The organism is Methanohalophilus profundi, from assembly GCF_004137855.1.
GTDB classification, from domain to species: Archaea; Halobacteriota; Methanosarcinia; order Methanosarcinales; family Methanosarcinaceae; genus Methanohalophilus; species Methanohalophilus profundi.
On sequence record NZ_QBKB01000002.1, the window covers coordinates 1,466,699 to 1,483,213 of the forward strand.

A 16,515-nucleotide genomic window follows, 5' to 3' on the forward strand; every position below is an offset into this window, starting at 1 on the left:
GATATGCTTTGCAGGTGGCTTGCAGTACGCAATCCAGATAGGGCGGTAATTGTTGTTGATGGAATGTTTGCTTATGTATGCAATGGTGAAATCCTGAAGATGCAGCACTTCCTGAAAACATCTGTGGATTTAATACAACATTTGATTCCTTCTGAAGATTCTGCTAATCTGGAAGAATTGTGGGATACTTACTACAAAAGCCAGATGATAGACAACAGACGCAACCATTCACTTTCAATAAAATTACAGCCCCGCGGGGATTCCGGCTATAGTACAATGTCTAAAAAAGACCGGTATTTTGTAGAGCGGGGTATTCCCACATCTACACTACTTGATTTTGTGAATGAGAAACAAGGTGGTCAATAATATGCAGTCACTGGTTGATGCTCCGCGTATAGGGGAAAAGATGGCACAGCGCTTTATATCTCATTTTGGATGTGAAGAGGATGCCATGGCGGCAATTCTCAGAGGTGATATAGCCAGTATATCGGAGATCGAAGGAGTAGGTAGAAGATATGCCATATCCCTCGTACACGATGTGAGGTCTACACAGGATGGTATTGATATCTCCTCTTTTTTGAAAACCCGGGATTCAGTCGATATTTATGAGCGGGTAATCGATTCTATCAAAAATTATGCTTCTACTCCTTATGCAAGGGATAAGTTGCACACCTATATCCCATATCCTTCAAGCAGGAAAGACCTTATTGGCATAAACCGGGACTGGGTTGAAAACCATATGGAATATCTCTCCATGCTCGATGATATGAATGGGGTTTCAGCAAGTCTTTCCAGAATAAAACCCCTGAAAAACTCTCCTTCAATTCCCCGGATCAGGGATAGGGCAATTGTCACTTCAAATACCGATGATTACAGCACTTTAAAGGAAAAATATGGTAAAAGCATTGAGGTCCAGCTGGTGGAAGATCCTCTGGAATTTGCAGATGTTGCACGCAGTTATCCCCATGTAATTGCCATAGGAGAACCCTTCCTGGAGTATGATTTTCCAGAGGGCACGAATCCCGAAATAATAACAAATGCCCGGGAAATTGAGGAATGGCATATTTTACCCGAAAAACAAATTTCTTTCTTTGCTTTCAATCATGAACGGATAATGAATGCATTGGATCTTGCAATAACACTGGATAAAGCGGGCATACCTTCAATAGTCAATGCGGATCTTTCGGCTCTTTGCAATCTCATGGCTGCCATTAATCCTGAAGGAAATATTGTTGAGGGCAGGGACGGGGAAATAGACCGCTTACATCATATTCTGGACAATGTGGATTCGGAACTTACAAAATATGTAGACCAGTGCAACCGGGAAATAAATGATCTCCTCCAGAAAAGTAGTATTACACTCAGCGGGAATGATATGTTGGGTGTTATCAGGGATGAGGTGGAGTTAAAGGATATTCTTTCACGCAATATATCGGCATCTTTCAGCCAGATAATTAATGATGCCAGGAAAGAATTCATCGAAACCCTTTCACTGAAGCAAAATGAATGCCTATTTGTGGATTATTTTTTCCCCTCTGAACTTTGTTATCCTGTAGAAGCCGACACGTCCCAGTTACAAAAATTCAAAGAACAGATCAAACAGCAGATATTCCGCAGGGAAGTGACTCATAAAAGGGATATTGCATATGAGCTACACGAATTCAGGCAACACCTGAAACAACTTGTTATGAGGTTACTTGATCTGGATGTGGGTTTGGCAGTGGCCCGTTTTGGTCATTCTCTGAAGATGCAACTTGCCGGCTTTGAAGATGAATGTGGTATGGGAATCAAGAATGGAAGAAATATTTTCCTTTGCGAAAAGGGCGTTGATGTGGAACCTATAGATTATTCCCTGGGCTCGATAATGTCTCCTTCGCAAGTTCCCACTTCTGCGGTAGTCCTGTTGAGCGGTGTGAATTCCGGAGGAAAAACATCCATGCTGGAGTTAGTGGCTCAATGTACAATTCTTTCCAATATGGGTTTCCCTGTGCCGGCAGATGAATTAAAGATCGGGCCGGTTGATAGTTTGTATTATTTCAGCAAATCCAGGGGTACTCTTGATGCGGGGGCCTTTGAAACAACCTTACGCTCATTTTCAGCTCTGGCAGGGGCGGGATCCAAACTTGTGCTTGTCGATGAACTTGAATCCATTACCGAACCTGGAGCTTCTGCAAAAATCATAGCCGGGATCCTTGAGACCCTTTCTGAAGAATCCAATACAATGGCTATTTTTGTTTCCCATCTTGCCGACCAGATACTGGAAAATACCGATGCCTCCATCAGGGTAGATGGAATTGAAGCAAAAGGACTTGATAATGAATTGAACCTGATTGTTGATCGCAATCCGATTTACAATCATATTGCAAAGAGTACTCCGGAGTTAATCGTGGAGCGTCTTTTCAGAAGTGGGGGGGAAGTTGAAAGGGAGTTTTACAGACGTTTGAAAAATAAATTCGAAAAAGGATGCTAATCAGAGGCATCCCTTTGTACTTTTGACCTCTTTACCCTCGATAACCGTTGCTTTTTCCATTGCATGAGCAAATGCCTTGAAAAGGGCTTCGATTTTGTGATGGTCATTGTAACCATATACAGTTGCATGTAGGGTAATTTTTGCATTGGAGACGAATGATTCAAAAAAGTGCCTTGTAAGCTGGGTGTTGAATTCCCCTACTTTTCGGATTCAAAAGTAGTGTCCATCACGAGATAACTGCGCCCTCCTATATCCACTACTACACTGGCAAGGGCTTCATCCATTGGTATTCTTGCTTCTCCGAAACGGGCAATTCCTGACTTTTCTGCCATTATCCGATCAAATGCCTGCCCCATTACGATCCCAATGTCCTCAATCAGGTGGTGACCGTCTACTTCCAGATCACCTTTAGCATCGATTGTAAGGTCAAAACCTGAATGTCGTGCAAAACATACCAGCATGTGGTCAAAAAAACCGATGCCTGTATTTATCTGTGAATCCCCTTTGCCATCGATGTTAATCGTAAGTTCTATGCTGGTTTCTCTGGTAGTCCGGGATACAGTGGAAGTTCTTGGCATACTTACTCTCCACCAGAAGTTTCCTCTCTGATCGTATTTATTGCTTCTGTAAGGGTAAAATTTCCTGCATAAAGAGCACTCCCCACCACAACACCGCAGGCACCGGTCATTTTCAGGGTCATTATGTCTTCCAGGGTGGTAACTCCTCCTGAAGCAATCACCGGTATTGTAAGTTCATTAACCAGCTCTGTTGTGGGTTCTGTGTCCACACCTTCCATTAATCCTTCTTTGTCGATGTTGGTGAACAGGATGCTTCCTGCACCTTTTTCTTCGAACATTTTCCCGAGTTGTACTGCAGTATATTCGGATTGCTCGGTCCATCCCTTTGTAGAAACTTTCCCATTTTTTGAGTCCAGGGCAACATTAATATTTTCGGGCTTGAATTCTCTGGCAAGTTTTTCAACCAGGTCCGGATTTTGGACAGCTGCGGTGCTTAGTATCACCCTGTCAGCCCCCATGTGCAGGAGATTTGCAGCATCCTCAAAAGAGCGAATTCCACCGCCTACCTGTACTTCGACTCCTTCCTTTTCACATTGCATAATGATTTTTTCTATAATCGGGGCGTTCTTCCTTTTACCTTCGATGGCCCCGTCAAGGTCTATCAGATGCAGGGTTTTTGCTCCCTGTCCGATCCACTTAATCGCAACTGCTTCGGGATCATCAAGTGAAATACGTTCCTTATCTGGTAGTCCCTGTATTAACTGGACACATTTCCCGTTTTTCATATCTACAGCGGGGATGACCTCAAATTCCATTCTTTGTTCTCCTCAGGGTATCATTCTTTCAATGGGTACAACCAGTATGTCTGATGCACCTGCTTTTTTCAGTTCGCTGACTATTGCAAAGACCTGGTCTGCATCAATAACGGCATGTACTGCATGGGTGGAATTTTTTGATTCTACTTTCATTACAGTCGGGCCCGCAAGACCGGGCAGGATGTCTTTGATAGTTTCCAGTTTGCCCGATGGCACATTCATCATAAGGTAGCGCTTTTGTTTTGCATGGAGTACGCTTTCAAGGGCTGTTTTGATGTGCTGGATTTTTTCTTCTCTTTGGGAACTTTCGGCATTTGAAATAAGGTAAACAGATGAGCTGAACACATCTGCAATTTTCCTGAGATGGTTTGTCACAAGAGTTGTGCCGGAACTGGATATATCAACAATCGCATCCGCAATTCCCACATGGGGTGTCATCTCGCAGGCACCACTTACTTTGATTACTTCAATTGGGATGTCAATATTTTCAAAATATTTCTCTGTAATATTTGGGAACTCAGTAGCAACCCGCATGTTTTTCAGGTCTTCAGGAGTTTTAATTCCTGATTCTTCAGGGACTGCAAGTACCAGTTTTGCCCTCCCAAACTGCAGGTCCAGCATAACTTCAACTTCTGAATCAGTTTCATCTATAAGATCAAGCCCGGTAATTCCCACGTCTGCAGCTCCGTCCTGCACATATTCGGGAATATCCGCCGCTCTTGCGAATAAAAAGGTCATTTCTGGGTCTGTTGTTTTTGCAAAAAGTTTCCGGCTTGATCCTTCATGTACCGGGAGACCTGCTTCTTTGAAGAGTTTCACGGTCGGATCGTGGAGTCTGCCTTTATTTGGTATTGCAATGCGTATCATCCTGGTTACCTCTGGAATCTGGGTCAACATTTCCAATACTTTCATTGCATATAAAGGTTTGATGAAGAAAAAGTACCCATGATATCTATTACCTCTAGTAATTAATTCATCTTCATATAGTACCCAATTTATATAGAATGGATTTTTCATATCAATACAGATTTGATACTGGAGCCTTATTTAATTCATATTTCAGTGTTTTCATGAGGTTTGGTTATGCGGAATATAAAAGTTGAACAACTTGTCCAGACACCTGTGGAAAATCAGGAGATAGAGCTTGTTGAACGTAAGGGTGTGGGACATCCTGATAGTATATCTGATGGAATTGCAGAGGCTGTAAGCCGTGCCCTTTGTGCTGAATATATCGAAAAATGCGGTGCAGTACTTCATCATAATACGGACGAGACCCAGATTGTTGCAGGTCGTTCCTCCCCTGCTTTTGGAGGTGGGCAAGTCCTCAAGCCAATCTATACTCTTCTTGTGGGGCGGGCTACAAAGGAATTTAACGGTGTGGAAATCCCGGCTGAAACAGTGGCTCTTTCAGCAGCACGTGATTACCTGAGGAAGAATATTGTAAATCTTGATCTTGAGAGGGATATTATTCTTGACTGCAAACTCGGTACGGGTTCTTCTGATCTGAGGGATGTTTTTGGAAGGGAAAAAATTCCTACTGCTAATGACACGTCCTTTGGGGTAGGGCATGCGCCCTTTTCCGAACTTGAGCGTATCGTGTATGATACCGAGAAGCAGCTTATAGGTGACCTGAAGGAAAAAATGCCTGCAATCGGTGAGGATATCAAGGTCATGGGATTGCGGGAGAAAGATGATATTTCCCTGACTGTTTGCTGTGGAATGGTTGACAAATATGTTGATGATATGGATGCTTATGTTAGTTTCAAGGAACAGATGAAGGATTATATTCTGGATCTTGCGGGCAAATACACTGACAGGGATGTGAACGCATATATCAATGCTGCCGATAATACCGAGGGTGGTTGTGGCTGTATATTCCTGACTGTAACAGGCACCTCTGCGGAAATGGGTGATGATGGTTCTGTTGGTCGGGGTAACCGGTGTAATGGTTTGATAACCCCGAACAGGCCCATGAGTATGGAGGCTACAAGCGGTAAGAACCCTATCAATCATGTAGGTAAGATCTACAATTTGCTTTCCACTCAGATGGCCTGGGATATCGTGGAAGCCGTGCCGCAAGTGGATGAAGTATACGTGAGGTTACTGTCTCAGATAGGTAAACCTATTGATCAGCCCATGGCTGCCAGTATCCAGGTAATTCCCGAAGATGGGGCAAATTTTGCTACGGTTCAGGATGATGCCGAGGCGGTTGCCGATGAATGGCTTGGTAATATTACCAAAATTACCGATCTTGTTATCAACGGCGCAATTGACACTTTCTGAGGGAATCTCCCTCTTTTTATTCTTTTCAGTGGTTTTCAATTCTGTCTTTTTTATTTTTGCTTTTAAGCGCTGGTGAAATTTCCTGCGGACATTGGATTTATATGACTTTGAAATGGGAAATCGGCGAAAAGTCTATATAAGATTGTGAGGATGGAAATATCTCGCTGAGTAATGTCCCGCCTTAACTCAGTTGGTAGAGTGCGCGGCTGTAGTATGGTTTGTGTGGTTTATCCACATACCGCGCGGTTACCGCGATGCCCCCGGTTCGAGTCTGGGAGGCGGGACCAAACACCTCTTCTAAAGGGGTGCAAACAAAACCCTTATATACAATTAAATGTATTTGGGTGCTGCTCTTGTGAGCGGAAAAGTGTGCCCGGACATTGTCCGAATAGTGTAGAGGCCTATCATGGGGCCCTGTCGAGGCCCCGACCCGGGTTCGAATCCCGGTTCGGGCGTACAAAACTTTTCCGAATGGCCCCGGTTTTGCCGGGGTCGAAACTCACATCTAATTTTGTTTTCTATAATGTTGTCACAGAGTAGTATCTTTGCTGTTTTAAAACCACGCCTGCAAATGTGTATATACAATTAATTAGGTATAAGAAGATAATTTTTATATAGTTTTCATCCTTATTTGTTTCAGAATGTCGGATAAAATATTACCACGGATCAGGAACACAGATCGCTACATACTCAGATTGCTCTGTGTCTTTTTCATTTTCACAGTATGTTTTTCTACAGGCGTGCTTGCCAATGATTCCTATGCAGTGACTGAGGTCTATTGTAATGGTGAATTATATCCGGAACATTTCACCCCTTCTCCTGTTCTGGATGCAAATGAGTCTTTCACATTGGCGGTTGATATGACAGTAAAACAGGCAAGTGTTGTCGATGTCACTATCGACCAACATATTTTGGATCCTGGCACATCTCTGGAAATACAGAAAGGGCCATGTGCATTCAATTCAACTCATTCACGTGAGTTTGCCCCCAATGAAACATTTACCTATAAGTGGGTAATCAGGGAGGCAGCAAATACGGCATGTGGTGCGGTTCCGGTTGGATTCAACTATTCAATCAACCCGGCAAACTCTTCAGATTTAACTATTGAGCAATCTTCTATTGTTGTAACTCCCCGCATCACGGATGAATATGTTGAAGATGGGATATGGGATGATAATTATCCTCTCTCTTTAAATTCCTACATCCCACGATCAGAATCACCTTCAGGGTCTTTATTTGTTGGTTTTGCCAGTCCTCTTTTTGCTTTTGCAATAGTGGGTTTACTATTGCTTCGTCGCAAAATTAATAATATTGTAATTTCTGGCTTTTAGAACAATTGAAAAGCTACAAATATCATTAGTAAATTGAAACCATCGGATAGACTTTTATACGTACATCTCTCCCTCTTATCCAATAATCGTTGATGTGATCATATGTCTTACAATATAATTGAAACACGCAATCTTGTTCCGGATGTGGATCTCATGAAGGTCGAAGCTCCGGATATAGCAAAAGCAGCAAAAGCAGGCCAATTTGTGATATTACGTATTGATGAAAGTGGTGAACGCATTCCTCTTACAATAGCCGACTTTGATGTTGAAGAGGGTTCTATAACTGTAATCTATCAGGTAATGGGCAAGACTACCAAACAATTAACAACCCTCAAAACAGGTGACACACTGCAGGATTTTGTCGGTCCTCTGGGCACTCCCTCGGATATCCGCAAACTTGGTACAGTAGTAATGGTTGGGGGGGGTATCGGTGTGGCTCCTGTGTACCCACAGGCACGTGCCTATCGCGAGGCAGGTAACCATGTAATATCTATAATCGGTGCCCGCAATGAAGAAATGCTCATTCTTGAAGATGAAATGGCAGAGGTGAGTGATGAACTCTATGTGGCAACAGATGATGGGAGCAAAGGTCATCACGGTTTTGTAACAGATATTGTCAAAGATATTCTTGATAGTGACCAGCAGGTTGACCGTATTGTCATAATCGGTCCGCCTATAATGATGAAAGTAGGGGCCGGTGTAACTGCCCCCTATGGCGTGGAAACCCTTGTAAGCCTCAATCCAATTATGATCGATGGTACCGGGATGTGTGGTGGTTGTCGTGTATCTGTTGGCGGGGAAACCAAATTTGCATGTGTGGATGGGCCGGAGTTTGATGCCTCCGGTGTGGATTTTGACCTTATGATGAGCAGGCTATCCTTTTACAGGCCGCAGGAAAAGGAAGCCCTTGAAAGTTACAGCAAAAAATGCGGAGGGGATTGCAAGTGTCACTGAAACAGCAAATGTCTGAGCAAAAGCCAGAGGAAAGAATTGGAAACTTCGATGAAGTCGCATTGGGGTACACAGAACAGCAGGCTGTAATTGAGGCGGAACGCTGTCTTGAGTGCAGTGATCCCCAATGTGTGGCAGGATGTCCTGTTAATATTGATATCCCCGGGTTTGTTTCAAGGATCAAGAACAAAGACTTTGATAAGGCTATAGGTATACTCAAGAAATCCAATGCCCTGCCGGCAATCTGTGGACGTGTTTGTCCTCAGGAAGAGCAGTGTGAGAAACTCTGTGTACTTGGCAAAAAGGGTGAACCGCTTGCTATCGGAAGGCTTGAGCGTTTCTGTGCGGATTATGAAAGGGATGCAGGAGTAAAATCCCCTGCAAAAGCAAAATCCAGCGGGAAAAATGTGGCTGTCATTGGTGCAGGTCCTGCTGGACTTACTGCAGCAGCAGAACTTGCAAAAGCAGGGCATGGTGTAACTATTTATGAAGCCCTCCATGAACCGGGAGGGGTCTTGACCTACGGTATACCCGAATTCAGGCTACCCAAGGACATTGTCAGGCAAGAAGTAGATTATATCCGTAACCTTGGTGTTGACATAAAAGTGGATTATGTTATAGGAAGGATAAAAACCCTTGATGAACTCCGCGATGAATTCGATGCGGTCTTTGTAGGTACAGGTGCCGGTCTTCCCAGATTTATGCGTATTGAAGGGGAGAACCTCAACGGTGTTTATTCTGCAAATGAGTTCCTTACAAGGGTCAATCTGATGAAAGCCTATCGTTTCCCGGATTATGACACACCCATCAAATGCGGAAATAAGATTGTTGTGGTAGGGGCCGGCAACGTTGCGATGGATGCTGCCCGCTGTGCCCTCCGGCTGGGTGCAGAAGAAGTAACAGTTGTGTACCGGCGCAGCGAGGCGGAGATGTCTGCCCGTATTGAAGAGGTTGAACATGCAAAGGAAGAAGGTGTGATTTTCAACCTGCTTACCAATCCGGTCCGTATCCTTGAAGGTGAAAATAAGACTGCTACAGGTGTGGAATGCGTAAATATGGAACTCGGTGAACCCGATGAATCCGGCAGAAGGCGCCCTATACCAATTGAGGGTTCTGAGCATGTGATTGATGCGGATATAGTAATAGTTGCTATCGGAACATCTCCAAATCCGGTCATCTTTGCAGGCTCTGAAGAACTTGAAACCACTTCGAAGGGCACAATAGTTGTCGATGAGGATGCGATGTCATCCCTGGCAGGATTATGCGCAGGGGGCGATGTGGTTACCGGTGCTGCAACCGTAATCAGTGCAATGGGTGCAGGGAAACAGGCAGCTTCAACCATTAGCCGGTATCTGGGTAATCAGTCCTGACAAAAGGTTAATTGAAGAAAGGATTCATATCACTATAAAATGCAAAAAAAACGCTCTACATTTACTTTTGCTTCTGCAGGCAAAAAGAATCGTCCCAAGGCCAGGAAGGCCCGAAAACAATCCGATAAACAGGTGTTAGCCGACCATATTTTCTGGTGTGCTTCCTGCAATTTACCTTTAATAGATCCTGTCTGTGATATTTGTGGCAGTGAAGGTACGAAATTACCCCTGACCTCTCCTTGTGATGTGAGATTTGCTTCTGTTTATGAAAGAGACTTACTTGATGGCCTGCTACGGCAACTTTATGATTGTAATCCTTTTGTTGACAGAGTCATACTGTTGAACAAGGTTGCAGGGGATGACCGCAATGATGAGGTGCTGGTTGATGGCATATGTATCGGGCATATGTATTTTGATATCCTGCAAAAACAATTCAGGTTTGAACCCACTGACATTGGTGCCAGCGTCCTGCTAAACCATACACATTCAAAAACGGCACATCTTCATTATACCGGTCGCCATCTGAACGGTAAAAAAATCTCTCTGGAAGGTATCGATCATTTTTCACCGGATATCGAAAAAGGCGACCCGGTATTGCTGCGATGTGGAAAACTGGTGGGTATTGGCATATCTCTTGAGGATTCAGCTAATTACAGGCCGGGCAAACCGTTGCTTCGGGTCAAAAAAATCAAAAAGGTTTCTGCAAATCTGAAACAATCAGCGCCTTCCATGGATTCTGTCATTAGGGCCAACCAATCTTCTCTCAAAAGAATAGAATCCAATGCGATAAACATGATAAAAGGGATTGGCAATGATCCTGCCTATTCTTCTTTTCCCGTCAATGTATCATTCAGTGGGGGCAAGGATAGTCTGGTTGTGCTGGACCTTGCCCGAAGGGCACTGGATGCCAGCCGTCTCAGGGCAATTTTCCTCAATACGGGGATAGAATTTCCTGAGACAGTGCAATTTGCACATGAGTTTTGCAATGCCAATGGTATAGAACTTATTGAAAAAAGGGCAGAGAATGCTTTCTGGGATAATGTGGAGAGTTTCGGTCCACCCGGAAAGGATTTCCGCTGGTGTTGCAAAGTCTGTAAACTGGGTCCTGCGAATTCGGCTTTTGAATCCTGCAGTGCGAAGAATCCCTGTCTTGCAGTTGACGGTAAACGCAAATATGAGTCTTTTTCCAGGCAGGAGACTGCCGCAACCGAGGCCAATCCCTTTGTGCCGGGCCAGCTGAACGTTTTTCCAATCAGGCAGTGGAGGGCTATTGAGGTCTGGCTGTACATCTACTGGAAAAAACTTGCTTATAATCCCCTTTATGACATGGGTTTTGAAAGGGTGGGTTGCTATCTTTGCCCTTCGGCCCCTGAATGTGAATTTGAGAGGGTCAGGCAATTGTTTCCCGACTTGTATGAAAGATGGATTGCATACCTTCAAAATTGGACGGCTTCAAAGGGTCTGTCCTCGGAATATGCTGAATATGGTTTCTGGCGCTGGCAGCAACATCCTCCTAAAATGCTTGCCCTGGCAAAACAGCTGGGAATATCTATCACACCTGTTGAAACAGAAGATTTCAGCATAAGTGCAGTTTCCGGACATTCTGTCTGTAGTGGAGGCGATTTTTCCGTTGAGGCCCGGATACGTGGGGTGTCACTTTTAGAAGCAGCGGATGTAATGAGAATGCTGGGTAATGTCGTATATTCCCCTGAGATAGGTGTTGTCCTCGCAAAGGGCCGCTCATATACGGTTAAATTCTTTGCATCGGGTAACTTGAAAGTAACAGCTTCTGACAGGAAGATTGCAGACAGGATGTACAGGAATACATGTTTGCAGTTGCTACGTATTGCCCGTTGCAGTGGCTGTGGGGTATGTCTCAATGCATGTGCCAGAGGTTCCATTGAATTGAAAAACGGGAAAATAAAAATACATGACTCATGCTCAGGCTGTGGAAAATGCAATGAATCCTGTGTGGTAGTCCGCTATGCTGATCGAATCATTCCTGACCTTTGATGCGCTGCTTTTAATATAATGAAATAGTAATATGAGGTAGTTTATTGAGAGAATATTGTCAGTAATGTAAGGGAGTTTCATGGAGTTAAAAGATATAGACGGTGTATCCGTAATTATCGAAAACAGGTGGAAAATACTTGCTTTTATTGCTTTTTTCATTGTATTCCTGGCTCTTGTGAAAATTCTTCTTCCTCTTGCAGACGGTATCGTGTTGGGTCTGGTTTTTGCCTATATCTGCAGGCCTATATATGACAAGATAAACAGGAAAAACCATTATGGGGCATTCATTGCGACGATGTTTATCGTAACGCCTCTCGTTATCATAATAGGCACAGGTTTTGTAGAGATATTCAGACAGCTTATCTGGGTTCTCGAAAACCAGTCACAGGTCCTGGAGATCATATTTGATTTTATAAGGGCAATAGTGCCGGGTACATATTTTGAACATATCAACCAGCTTGTTTGGGACTCATCGCTTTCGATTCTTTCTTTTGCAGGTAGCCTGGGTTTTGTTTCGTATGCCAAAAGTCTGGGTATGTTTATGATCAATCTGATTGTGGCAATCTTTGTTTGCTATTTCCTGCTGCTTGAAGGTGAGAAACTGTATGCTTCCGCGGTATGTATCGCTCCAACGGGAACCCAATTAAATGCAGGCCGCTACCTGCGGGAGCTGGACCGGATTTTGAGTGGTATATTTATAGGTAATGCCTACGCTGCTCTTACTGTAAGTACGATTTCAGTAATTGTGTTTTATGCCTTTGGTTTATCTCATATACCGGCACTTGCGACCCTGATATTTATTGCTTCTGTGATACCCCTTTTTGCCGGTTATATGGTACTTCTGGCACTGTCTGTTATCAGGTACATAGAAATGGGTGCAGAGGCTGCAATTGTCTTTTTCATTGTGTCATCTATAGTAATCTACGTCCCGCCTGAGCTTTTCCTGCGTCCATATTTTGTGAGCATGAAATCCCAGATACATCCGGTAGTACTTGTCGTTGTATTTCTGGGTGGAGGTTTTGTAGGGGGAATAGCGGGATTCTTTGCCGCACCGGTACTCCTGGGGGCTTTGGTGGCGGCTTACCGGGTATATATTGACAATTCGAACAGTCAGGATACCGAAGATTCCGGCAATGATTTGGATGAAGCGTGTCTTAAGGATGATTCCATTTGAAAAAGGTTAATAAGGATTGTTCCAATTTATCCAGAAGACCCGAGGTGAGTTCATGCAATTATTGCTTATCCATTCCGATTATATTGAATACGAAGTGAAAAAAAAGTACTCCTGTTGCAGAGCAAATAGAGGATTCATTCAAAAAAGGTAGACTAGATGAAGCTTTGACCGTTTTTATAGCGGTGGAAAGTACTGATGAAGCAAACCCGAAAGATGTGGCTGAAAAGGCAGTTGCTGAGATCAAAAAGACTGCATCCCAGGTAAATACAGACAATGTAATGCTGTATCCTTATGCCCATTTAAGTTCCGACCTTTCTTCCCCTAAGATGGCGGTTTCTGTAATGAAGGATATTGAAAATAGCCTTATTGATTCATTTAATGTCAAACGTGCTCCTTTTGGGTGGTACAAAGCATTCAAAATCAGTTGCAAAGGGCATCCTCTCTCAGAACTTTCCCGAACTATCAACCCGGAAAGCGAATCATGTGGCGAAGGCGTAGATACAGAGGAAGAAGTTGTATCTGAAGCCCTGAAAGCCGAAAGTACGGCCAAATCTTACTGGAAGGTCCTGTCTCCGGACGGTGTTCTACATGATGTTGATGATTTCAATTTCAATGATCATGAGAATTTAGGTACCTTTGTAGATCATGAAATCTCCAAAAGCAGGGCTGTGGAAAAGGTTCCTCCTCATGTTGAATTGATGCGCAGGCTTGAGATTGCTGATTATGAACCCGGGTCTGACTCCGGTAACATGCGTTATTATCCCAAAGGCAGGCTGATCAAATCCCTGCTTGAGCGGTATGTGCTGGATTCTTCTGCCAGGGAAGGAGCAATGGAAGTAGAAACACCTTTGATGTACGATATGAACCACCCTACACTCAAAAAATACCTGGACAGGTTCCCTGCACGTCAGTATTCAATCGAATCCGACAAACGCCAGATGTTTTTGAGATTTGCTGCATGCTTTGGCCAGTTCCTGATGAGTCATGATATGACCATCTCCCACCACAACCTCCCGATGAAAATGGTGGAACTTACACGTTACAGTTTCCGTAAGGAACAGAGGGGTGAACTGGTGGGCCTGCGCAGGTTGCGGGCTTTTACCATGCCGGATATGCATACAATGTGTGGCGATATGGACCAGGCTGTTGAACAGTTCGGTCGTCAGTACCAGATGTCAATAGATGTGTTGAAAGATGTCGGAATCGATGTTTCCGATTATGAAGTTGCAATCAGGCTAACCCGGGACTTTTATGAGGAGAACAAGGAATTTATCACTGCTCTTGCAAAGAAAGTCAATAAACCTGTTCTTGTGGAAATGTGGGAGAAACGTTTCTTCTACTTTGTGCTCAAGTTCGAGTTCAATTTTGTGGATGCCCTGAAAAAGGCAAGTGCGCTTTCCACAGTCCAGATAGATGTGGAAAATGCAGAACGATACGACATTAAGTATATCGACCAGGCAGGGGAAGCTAAAAGACCTGTCGTATTGCATTGTTCACCCAGCGGAGCAATTGAACGCTGTATTTATGCCCTGCTGGAAAAAGCCTCGATGAAGGCTGAAGGTGGAGAAGTCCCGATGCTTCCGGTCTGGTTATCACCCACACAGGTCAGGATCATACCCATTGCAGAGCGACATATGGAATTTGCCGAAGAGATTGCATCACGTCTTCAGTGTCGGGCGGATATAGATGACAGGGAAGAAACAGTTGGCAAGAAGATACGTAATGCAGGACAGGAATGGGTTCCCTATGTGGTAGTTGTCGGGGACAGGGAAGTCGAAAGCGGTAATGTCAATGTCACTGTGAGGGAAGAATCTAAACCAAAGAAGCCTTCCAAGATTGAGATGTCCGTGGATGAACTCAACAGCCGCATTCTTGCAGAGACTGCCGGGATGCCTCAGGGTCACCTGCCTCTTGCACAAAAACTTAGCATGAGACCAAGATTCATATAATATCATCTCGAAAATTAATTTATGGATATGGAACGCGCAATAATACATGTATCCGGTGTTGTGCAAGGTGTTTTCTTTCGCTCCTTTACCATGCAGAAAGCATCCGACATCGGACTTACCGGTTATGTGGTAAACCTCACGGACGGCAGGGTTAAAGCTGTTGTCGAAGGTAGCAAGGGAAAAATAGATGCCCTGTTGAATGCTCTCAAATAGGGCCCTCCGGCATCCCAGGTCAGAGATGTCGAAATAGTTTGGGAGTCACCAACAGGCGAATTTAATGATTTCAGTATCAGGAGATAATTCATCTCCTGTCAACTACTCTTTTGGGGCGTCCCTTGACTTTATAGAATTCCATATCTCCTTCAGGAAGGAAATTGAATAATATCTCAAAGGCTTCCTCATTATAGGCATCCTGCAGGCCAGGTTTGTATTGCAGGAAACTCTTCAGGAAGTTTTCCTGAACCATCTCGCGGTCACATTTTTCAGGTTCTTCACATTCAAGACTTACCCGTAAAGTGGTGTTTCCGGTTTCGCCGTAAAGGAATGCCTCATATTCACCGGTCAGGTATTCCATGTTATCTCTCTGGAAGACTCCTTTTTCAACATTCACACGGTTGAAGGGTGTTCCTTCCACCCAGAATGTCTCGGCTTCCCTTTCAGGATTTAATCCTTTCATCAACAAGGTTATCCAGTTCTTCTCTTCCGAGATTTTCCATTTCCGGGTTAAAATAAGGGATAAATCGTCCTCCTTATTTATCAACGGATAGTTTCTTCAACTATCTCATATTCTACGGAAGAAACTTCCCTCTCAAGAGAGGTGATTCCCAGTACATCTCGCAATTCTTCGATACAGTCCATACATATATGGACTTTCCCTATTATTTTTCCCGGTTCTGCATCTTTTTCGGATCCGCCCTCAATATCGTAATCCATACATTCTTTTCCACAAAATATACAGCTCAAGAAACCCCCTCCTTCTTATTATATTTGAAAAGATTTGTATATATTACTTTCGACCCTTAACAGAAGGGTTATTTTTATAAGTTCTCCCTTTCTATGGCTATTGATGTCTTCTTTTTTGAACAATAGTTCCTTGACCCCTTCTTCTATGTATGAAATTAAGAGAAGATATGGACTGCTTGATGAATTGCTGAAAGAGCTCATCAAATGTTCTGATGAAGGTGACATTATTCTGGTTGAAGGAAAAAGGGATGTTTCTTCATTGCGCAGTCTCGGTATACATGGTATTATTAAAAAAGTAACTCATATTCCTCTGCTTGATCTATCCGAAAAACTGCGGGAAATGGATCGCTGTGTTATTGTTCTGACTGATTGGGACAGAAGGGGAAACATACTTGCAGACAAAATTTCTACCGATCTGGAATATATGGATGTCGATGTGGATACTTCTATCAGAAATAGATTGGTGTCTCTTGTTCAAAAAGAGATAAAAGATGTAGAAAGTCTTGTTAGTCACATGAAAAAAATGAAACATACTGTTTTACAACAGTATTATTGAAGTAATTCTCGGGAAGTTGTCCTGCCACACTTGCGGCAGTAGTAAAGGACATTGGATTTCATCTTCATTACTTTTAACTTTTCCCTGCATTGAGTGCATATCTTACAGGAGGATGCTTGCAT

The 16,515-nt window shown here is 43.6% G+C and carries 14 protein-coding genes, 2 tRNA genes and 2 pseudogenes; 13 read left to right on the forward strand and 5 right to left on the reverse strand.

The genetic code is table 11. The features are described 5' to 3' along the window. The first annotated feature begins 3 nt into the window (after nt 1-3). Complete coding sequence (locus C9889_RS07805) at nt 4-366, forward strand: hypothetical protein (RefSeq protein ID WP_263854022.1); 363 nt, start codon at nt 4-6, stop codon at nt 364-366. 1 nt (nt 367) lies between these two features. Beyond that, complete coding sequence (locus tag C9889_RS07810; protein ID WP_164999313.1) at nt 368-2,470, forward strand: MutS-related protein; 2,103 nt, start codon at nt 368-370, stop codon at nt 2,468-2,470. On the opposite strand, the pseudogene hisB reads toward C9889_RS07810, so the two are convergent. The 3 genes and pseudogenes from hisB to hisG all read right to left on the reverse strand — a co-directional run bounded on the left by hisB (nt 2,471) and on the right by hisG (nt 4,670). Continuing rightward, nucleotides 2,471-3,048, reverse strand: a pseudogene (gene hisB, locus C9889_RS07815) (imidazoleglycerol-phosphate dehydratase HisB). Between the two features lie 2 nt (nt 3,049-3,050). Next, complete coding sequence (hisA, locus tag C9889_RS07820; RefSeq protein ID WP_129598482.1) at nt 3,051-3,803, reverse strand: 1-(5-phosphoribosyl)-5-[(5-phosphoribosylamino)methylideneamino]imidazole-4-carboxamide isomerase; 753 nt, start codon at nt 3,801-3,803, stop codon at nt 3,051-3,053. A gap of 12 nt (nt 3,804-3,815) precedes the next feature. Next, on the reverse strand, nt 3,816-4,670 hold the full coding sequence (gene hisG, locus C9889_RS07825) for an ATP phosphoribosyltransferase (RefSeq protein ID WP_129599507.1): 855 nt from the start codon (nt 4,668-4,670) through the stop codon (nt 3,816-3,818). A gap of 216 nt (nt 4,671-4,886) precedes the next feature. On the opposite strand from hisG, the gene C9889_RS07830 reads away from it, so the two are divergent. The 10 genes and pseudogenes from C9889_RS07830 (at nt 4,887) to C9889_RS07875 (ending at nt 15,087) form a co-directional block, all read left to right on the forward strand. Further along, complete coding sequence (locus C9889_RS07830) at nt 4,887-6,086, forward strand: methionine adenosyltransferase (protein ID WP_129598484.1); 1,200 nt, start codon at nt 4,887-4,889, stop codon at nt 6,084-6,086. Nucleotides 6,087-6,261: 175 nt separating this feature from the next. Beyond that, nucleotides 6,262-6,373, forward strand: a tRNA-Tyr gene (locus C9889_RS07835). A 95-nt stretch (nt 6,374-6,468) separates the two neighbouring features. After that, a tRNA-Asp gene (locus C9889_RS07840) sits at nt 6,469-6,541 on the forward strand. A gap of 186 nt (nt 6,542-6,727) precedes the next feature. Next, nucleotides 6,728-7,417, forward strand: a complete 690-nt coding sequence (locus tag C9889_RS07845; protein ID WP_129598486.1) for a sarcinarray family MAST domain-containing protein — start codon at nt 6,728-6,730, stop codon at nt 7,415-7,417. 102 nt (nt 7,418-7,519) lie between these two features. Then, nucleotides 7,520-8,371 carry a sulfide/dihydroorotate dehydrogenase-like FAD/NAD-binding protein gene (locus C9889_RS07850; RefSeq protein ID WP_129598488.1) on the forward strand — a complete coding sequence of 284 codons (852 nt, stop codon included), beginning with the start codon at nt 7,520-7,522 and terminating at the stop codon, nt 8,369-8,371. Continuing rightward, on the forward strand, nt 8,344-9,738 hold the full coding sequence (gltA, locus tag C9889_RS07855; RefSeq protein ID WP_129598490.1) for an NADPH-dependent glutamate synthase: 1,395 nt from the start codon (nt 8,344-8,346) through the stop codon (nt 9,736-9,738). Before C9889_RS07850 ends, gltA begins: the two co-directional genes overlap by 28 nt. 39 nt (nt 9,739-9,777) lie before the next feature. After that, a complete protein-coding gene (locus C9889_RS07860) occupies nt 9,778-11,751 on the forward strand; it encodes a phosphoadenosine phosphosulfate reductase domain-containing protein (protein WP_129598492.1) in 1,974 nt (657 codons plus the stop codon). Nucleotides 11,752-11,830: 79 nt separating this feature from the next. Continuing rightward, nucleotides 11,831-12,925 carry an AI-2E family transporter gene (locus tag C9889_RS07865; protein ID WP_129598494.1) on the forward strand — a complete coding sequence of 365 codons (1,095 nt, stop codon included), beginning with the start codon at nt 11,831-11,833 and terminating at the stop codon, nt 12,923-12,925. Between the two features lie 52 nt (nt 12,926-12,977). After that, a pseudogene (locus tag C9889_RS07870) lies at nt 12,978-14,874 on the forward strand (threonine--tRNA ligase). A gap of 21 nt (nt 14,875-14,895) precedes the next feature. Further along, nucleotides 14,896-15,087: an acylphosphatase gene (locus tag C9889_RS07875; RefSeq protein ID WP_225420035.1), complete on the forward strand. Its 192-nt coding sequence runs from the start codon at nt 14,896-14,898 to the stop codon at nt 15,085-15,087. An 88-nt stretch (nt 15,088-15,175) separates the two neighbouring features. Here C9889_RS07875 and C9889_RS07880 read toward each other — a convergent pair whose 3' ends face one another. Both C9889_RS07880 and C9889_RS07885 read right to left on the reverse strand, forming a co-directional pair. Further along, a complete protein-coding gene (locus C9889_RS07880) occupies nt 15,176-15,550 on the reverse strand; it encodes a phenylacetate--CoA ligase family protein (protein WP_191985830.1) in 375 nt (124 codons plus the stop codon). A gap of 80 nt (nt 15,551-15,630) precedes the next feature. Next, nucleotides 15,631-15,837, reverse strand: a complete 207-nt coding sequence (locus C9889_RS07885; protein ID WP_123137127.1) for a hypothetical protein — start codon at nt 15,835-15,837, stop codon at nt 15,631-15,633. A gap of 103 nt (nt 15,838-15,940) precedes the next feature. On the opposite strand from C9889_RS07885, the gene C9889_RS07890 reads away from it, so the two are divergent. Continuing rightward, nucleotides 15,941-16,393: a toprim domain-containing protein gene (locus C9889_RS07890; protein ID WP_225420036.1), complete on the forward strand. Its 453-nt coding sequence runs from the start codon at nt 15,941-15,943 to the stop codon at nt 16,391-16,393. Nucleotides 16,394-16,515: the final 122 nt, after the last annotated feature.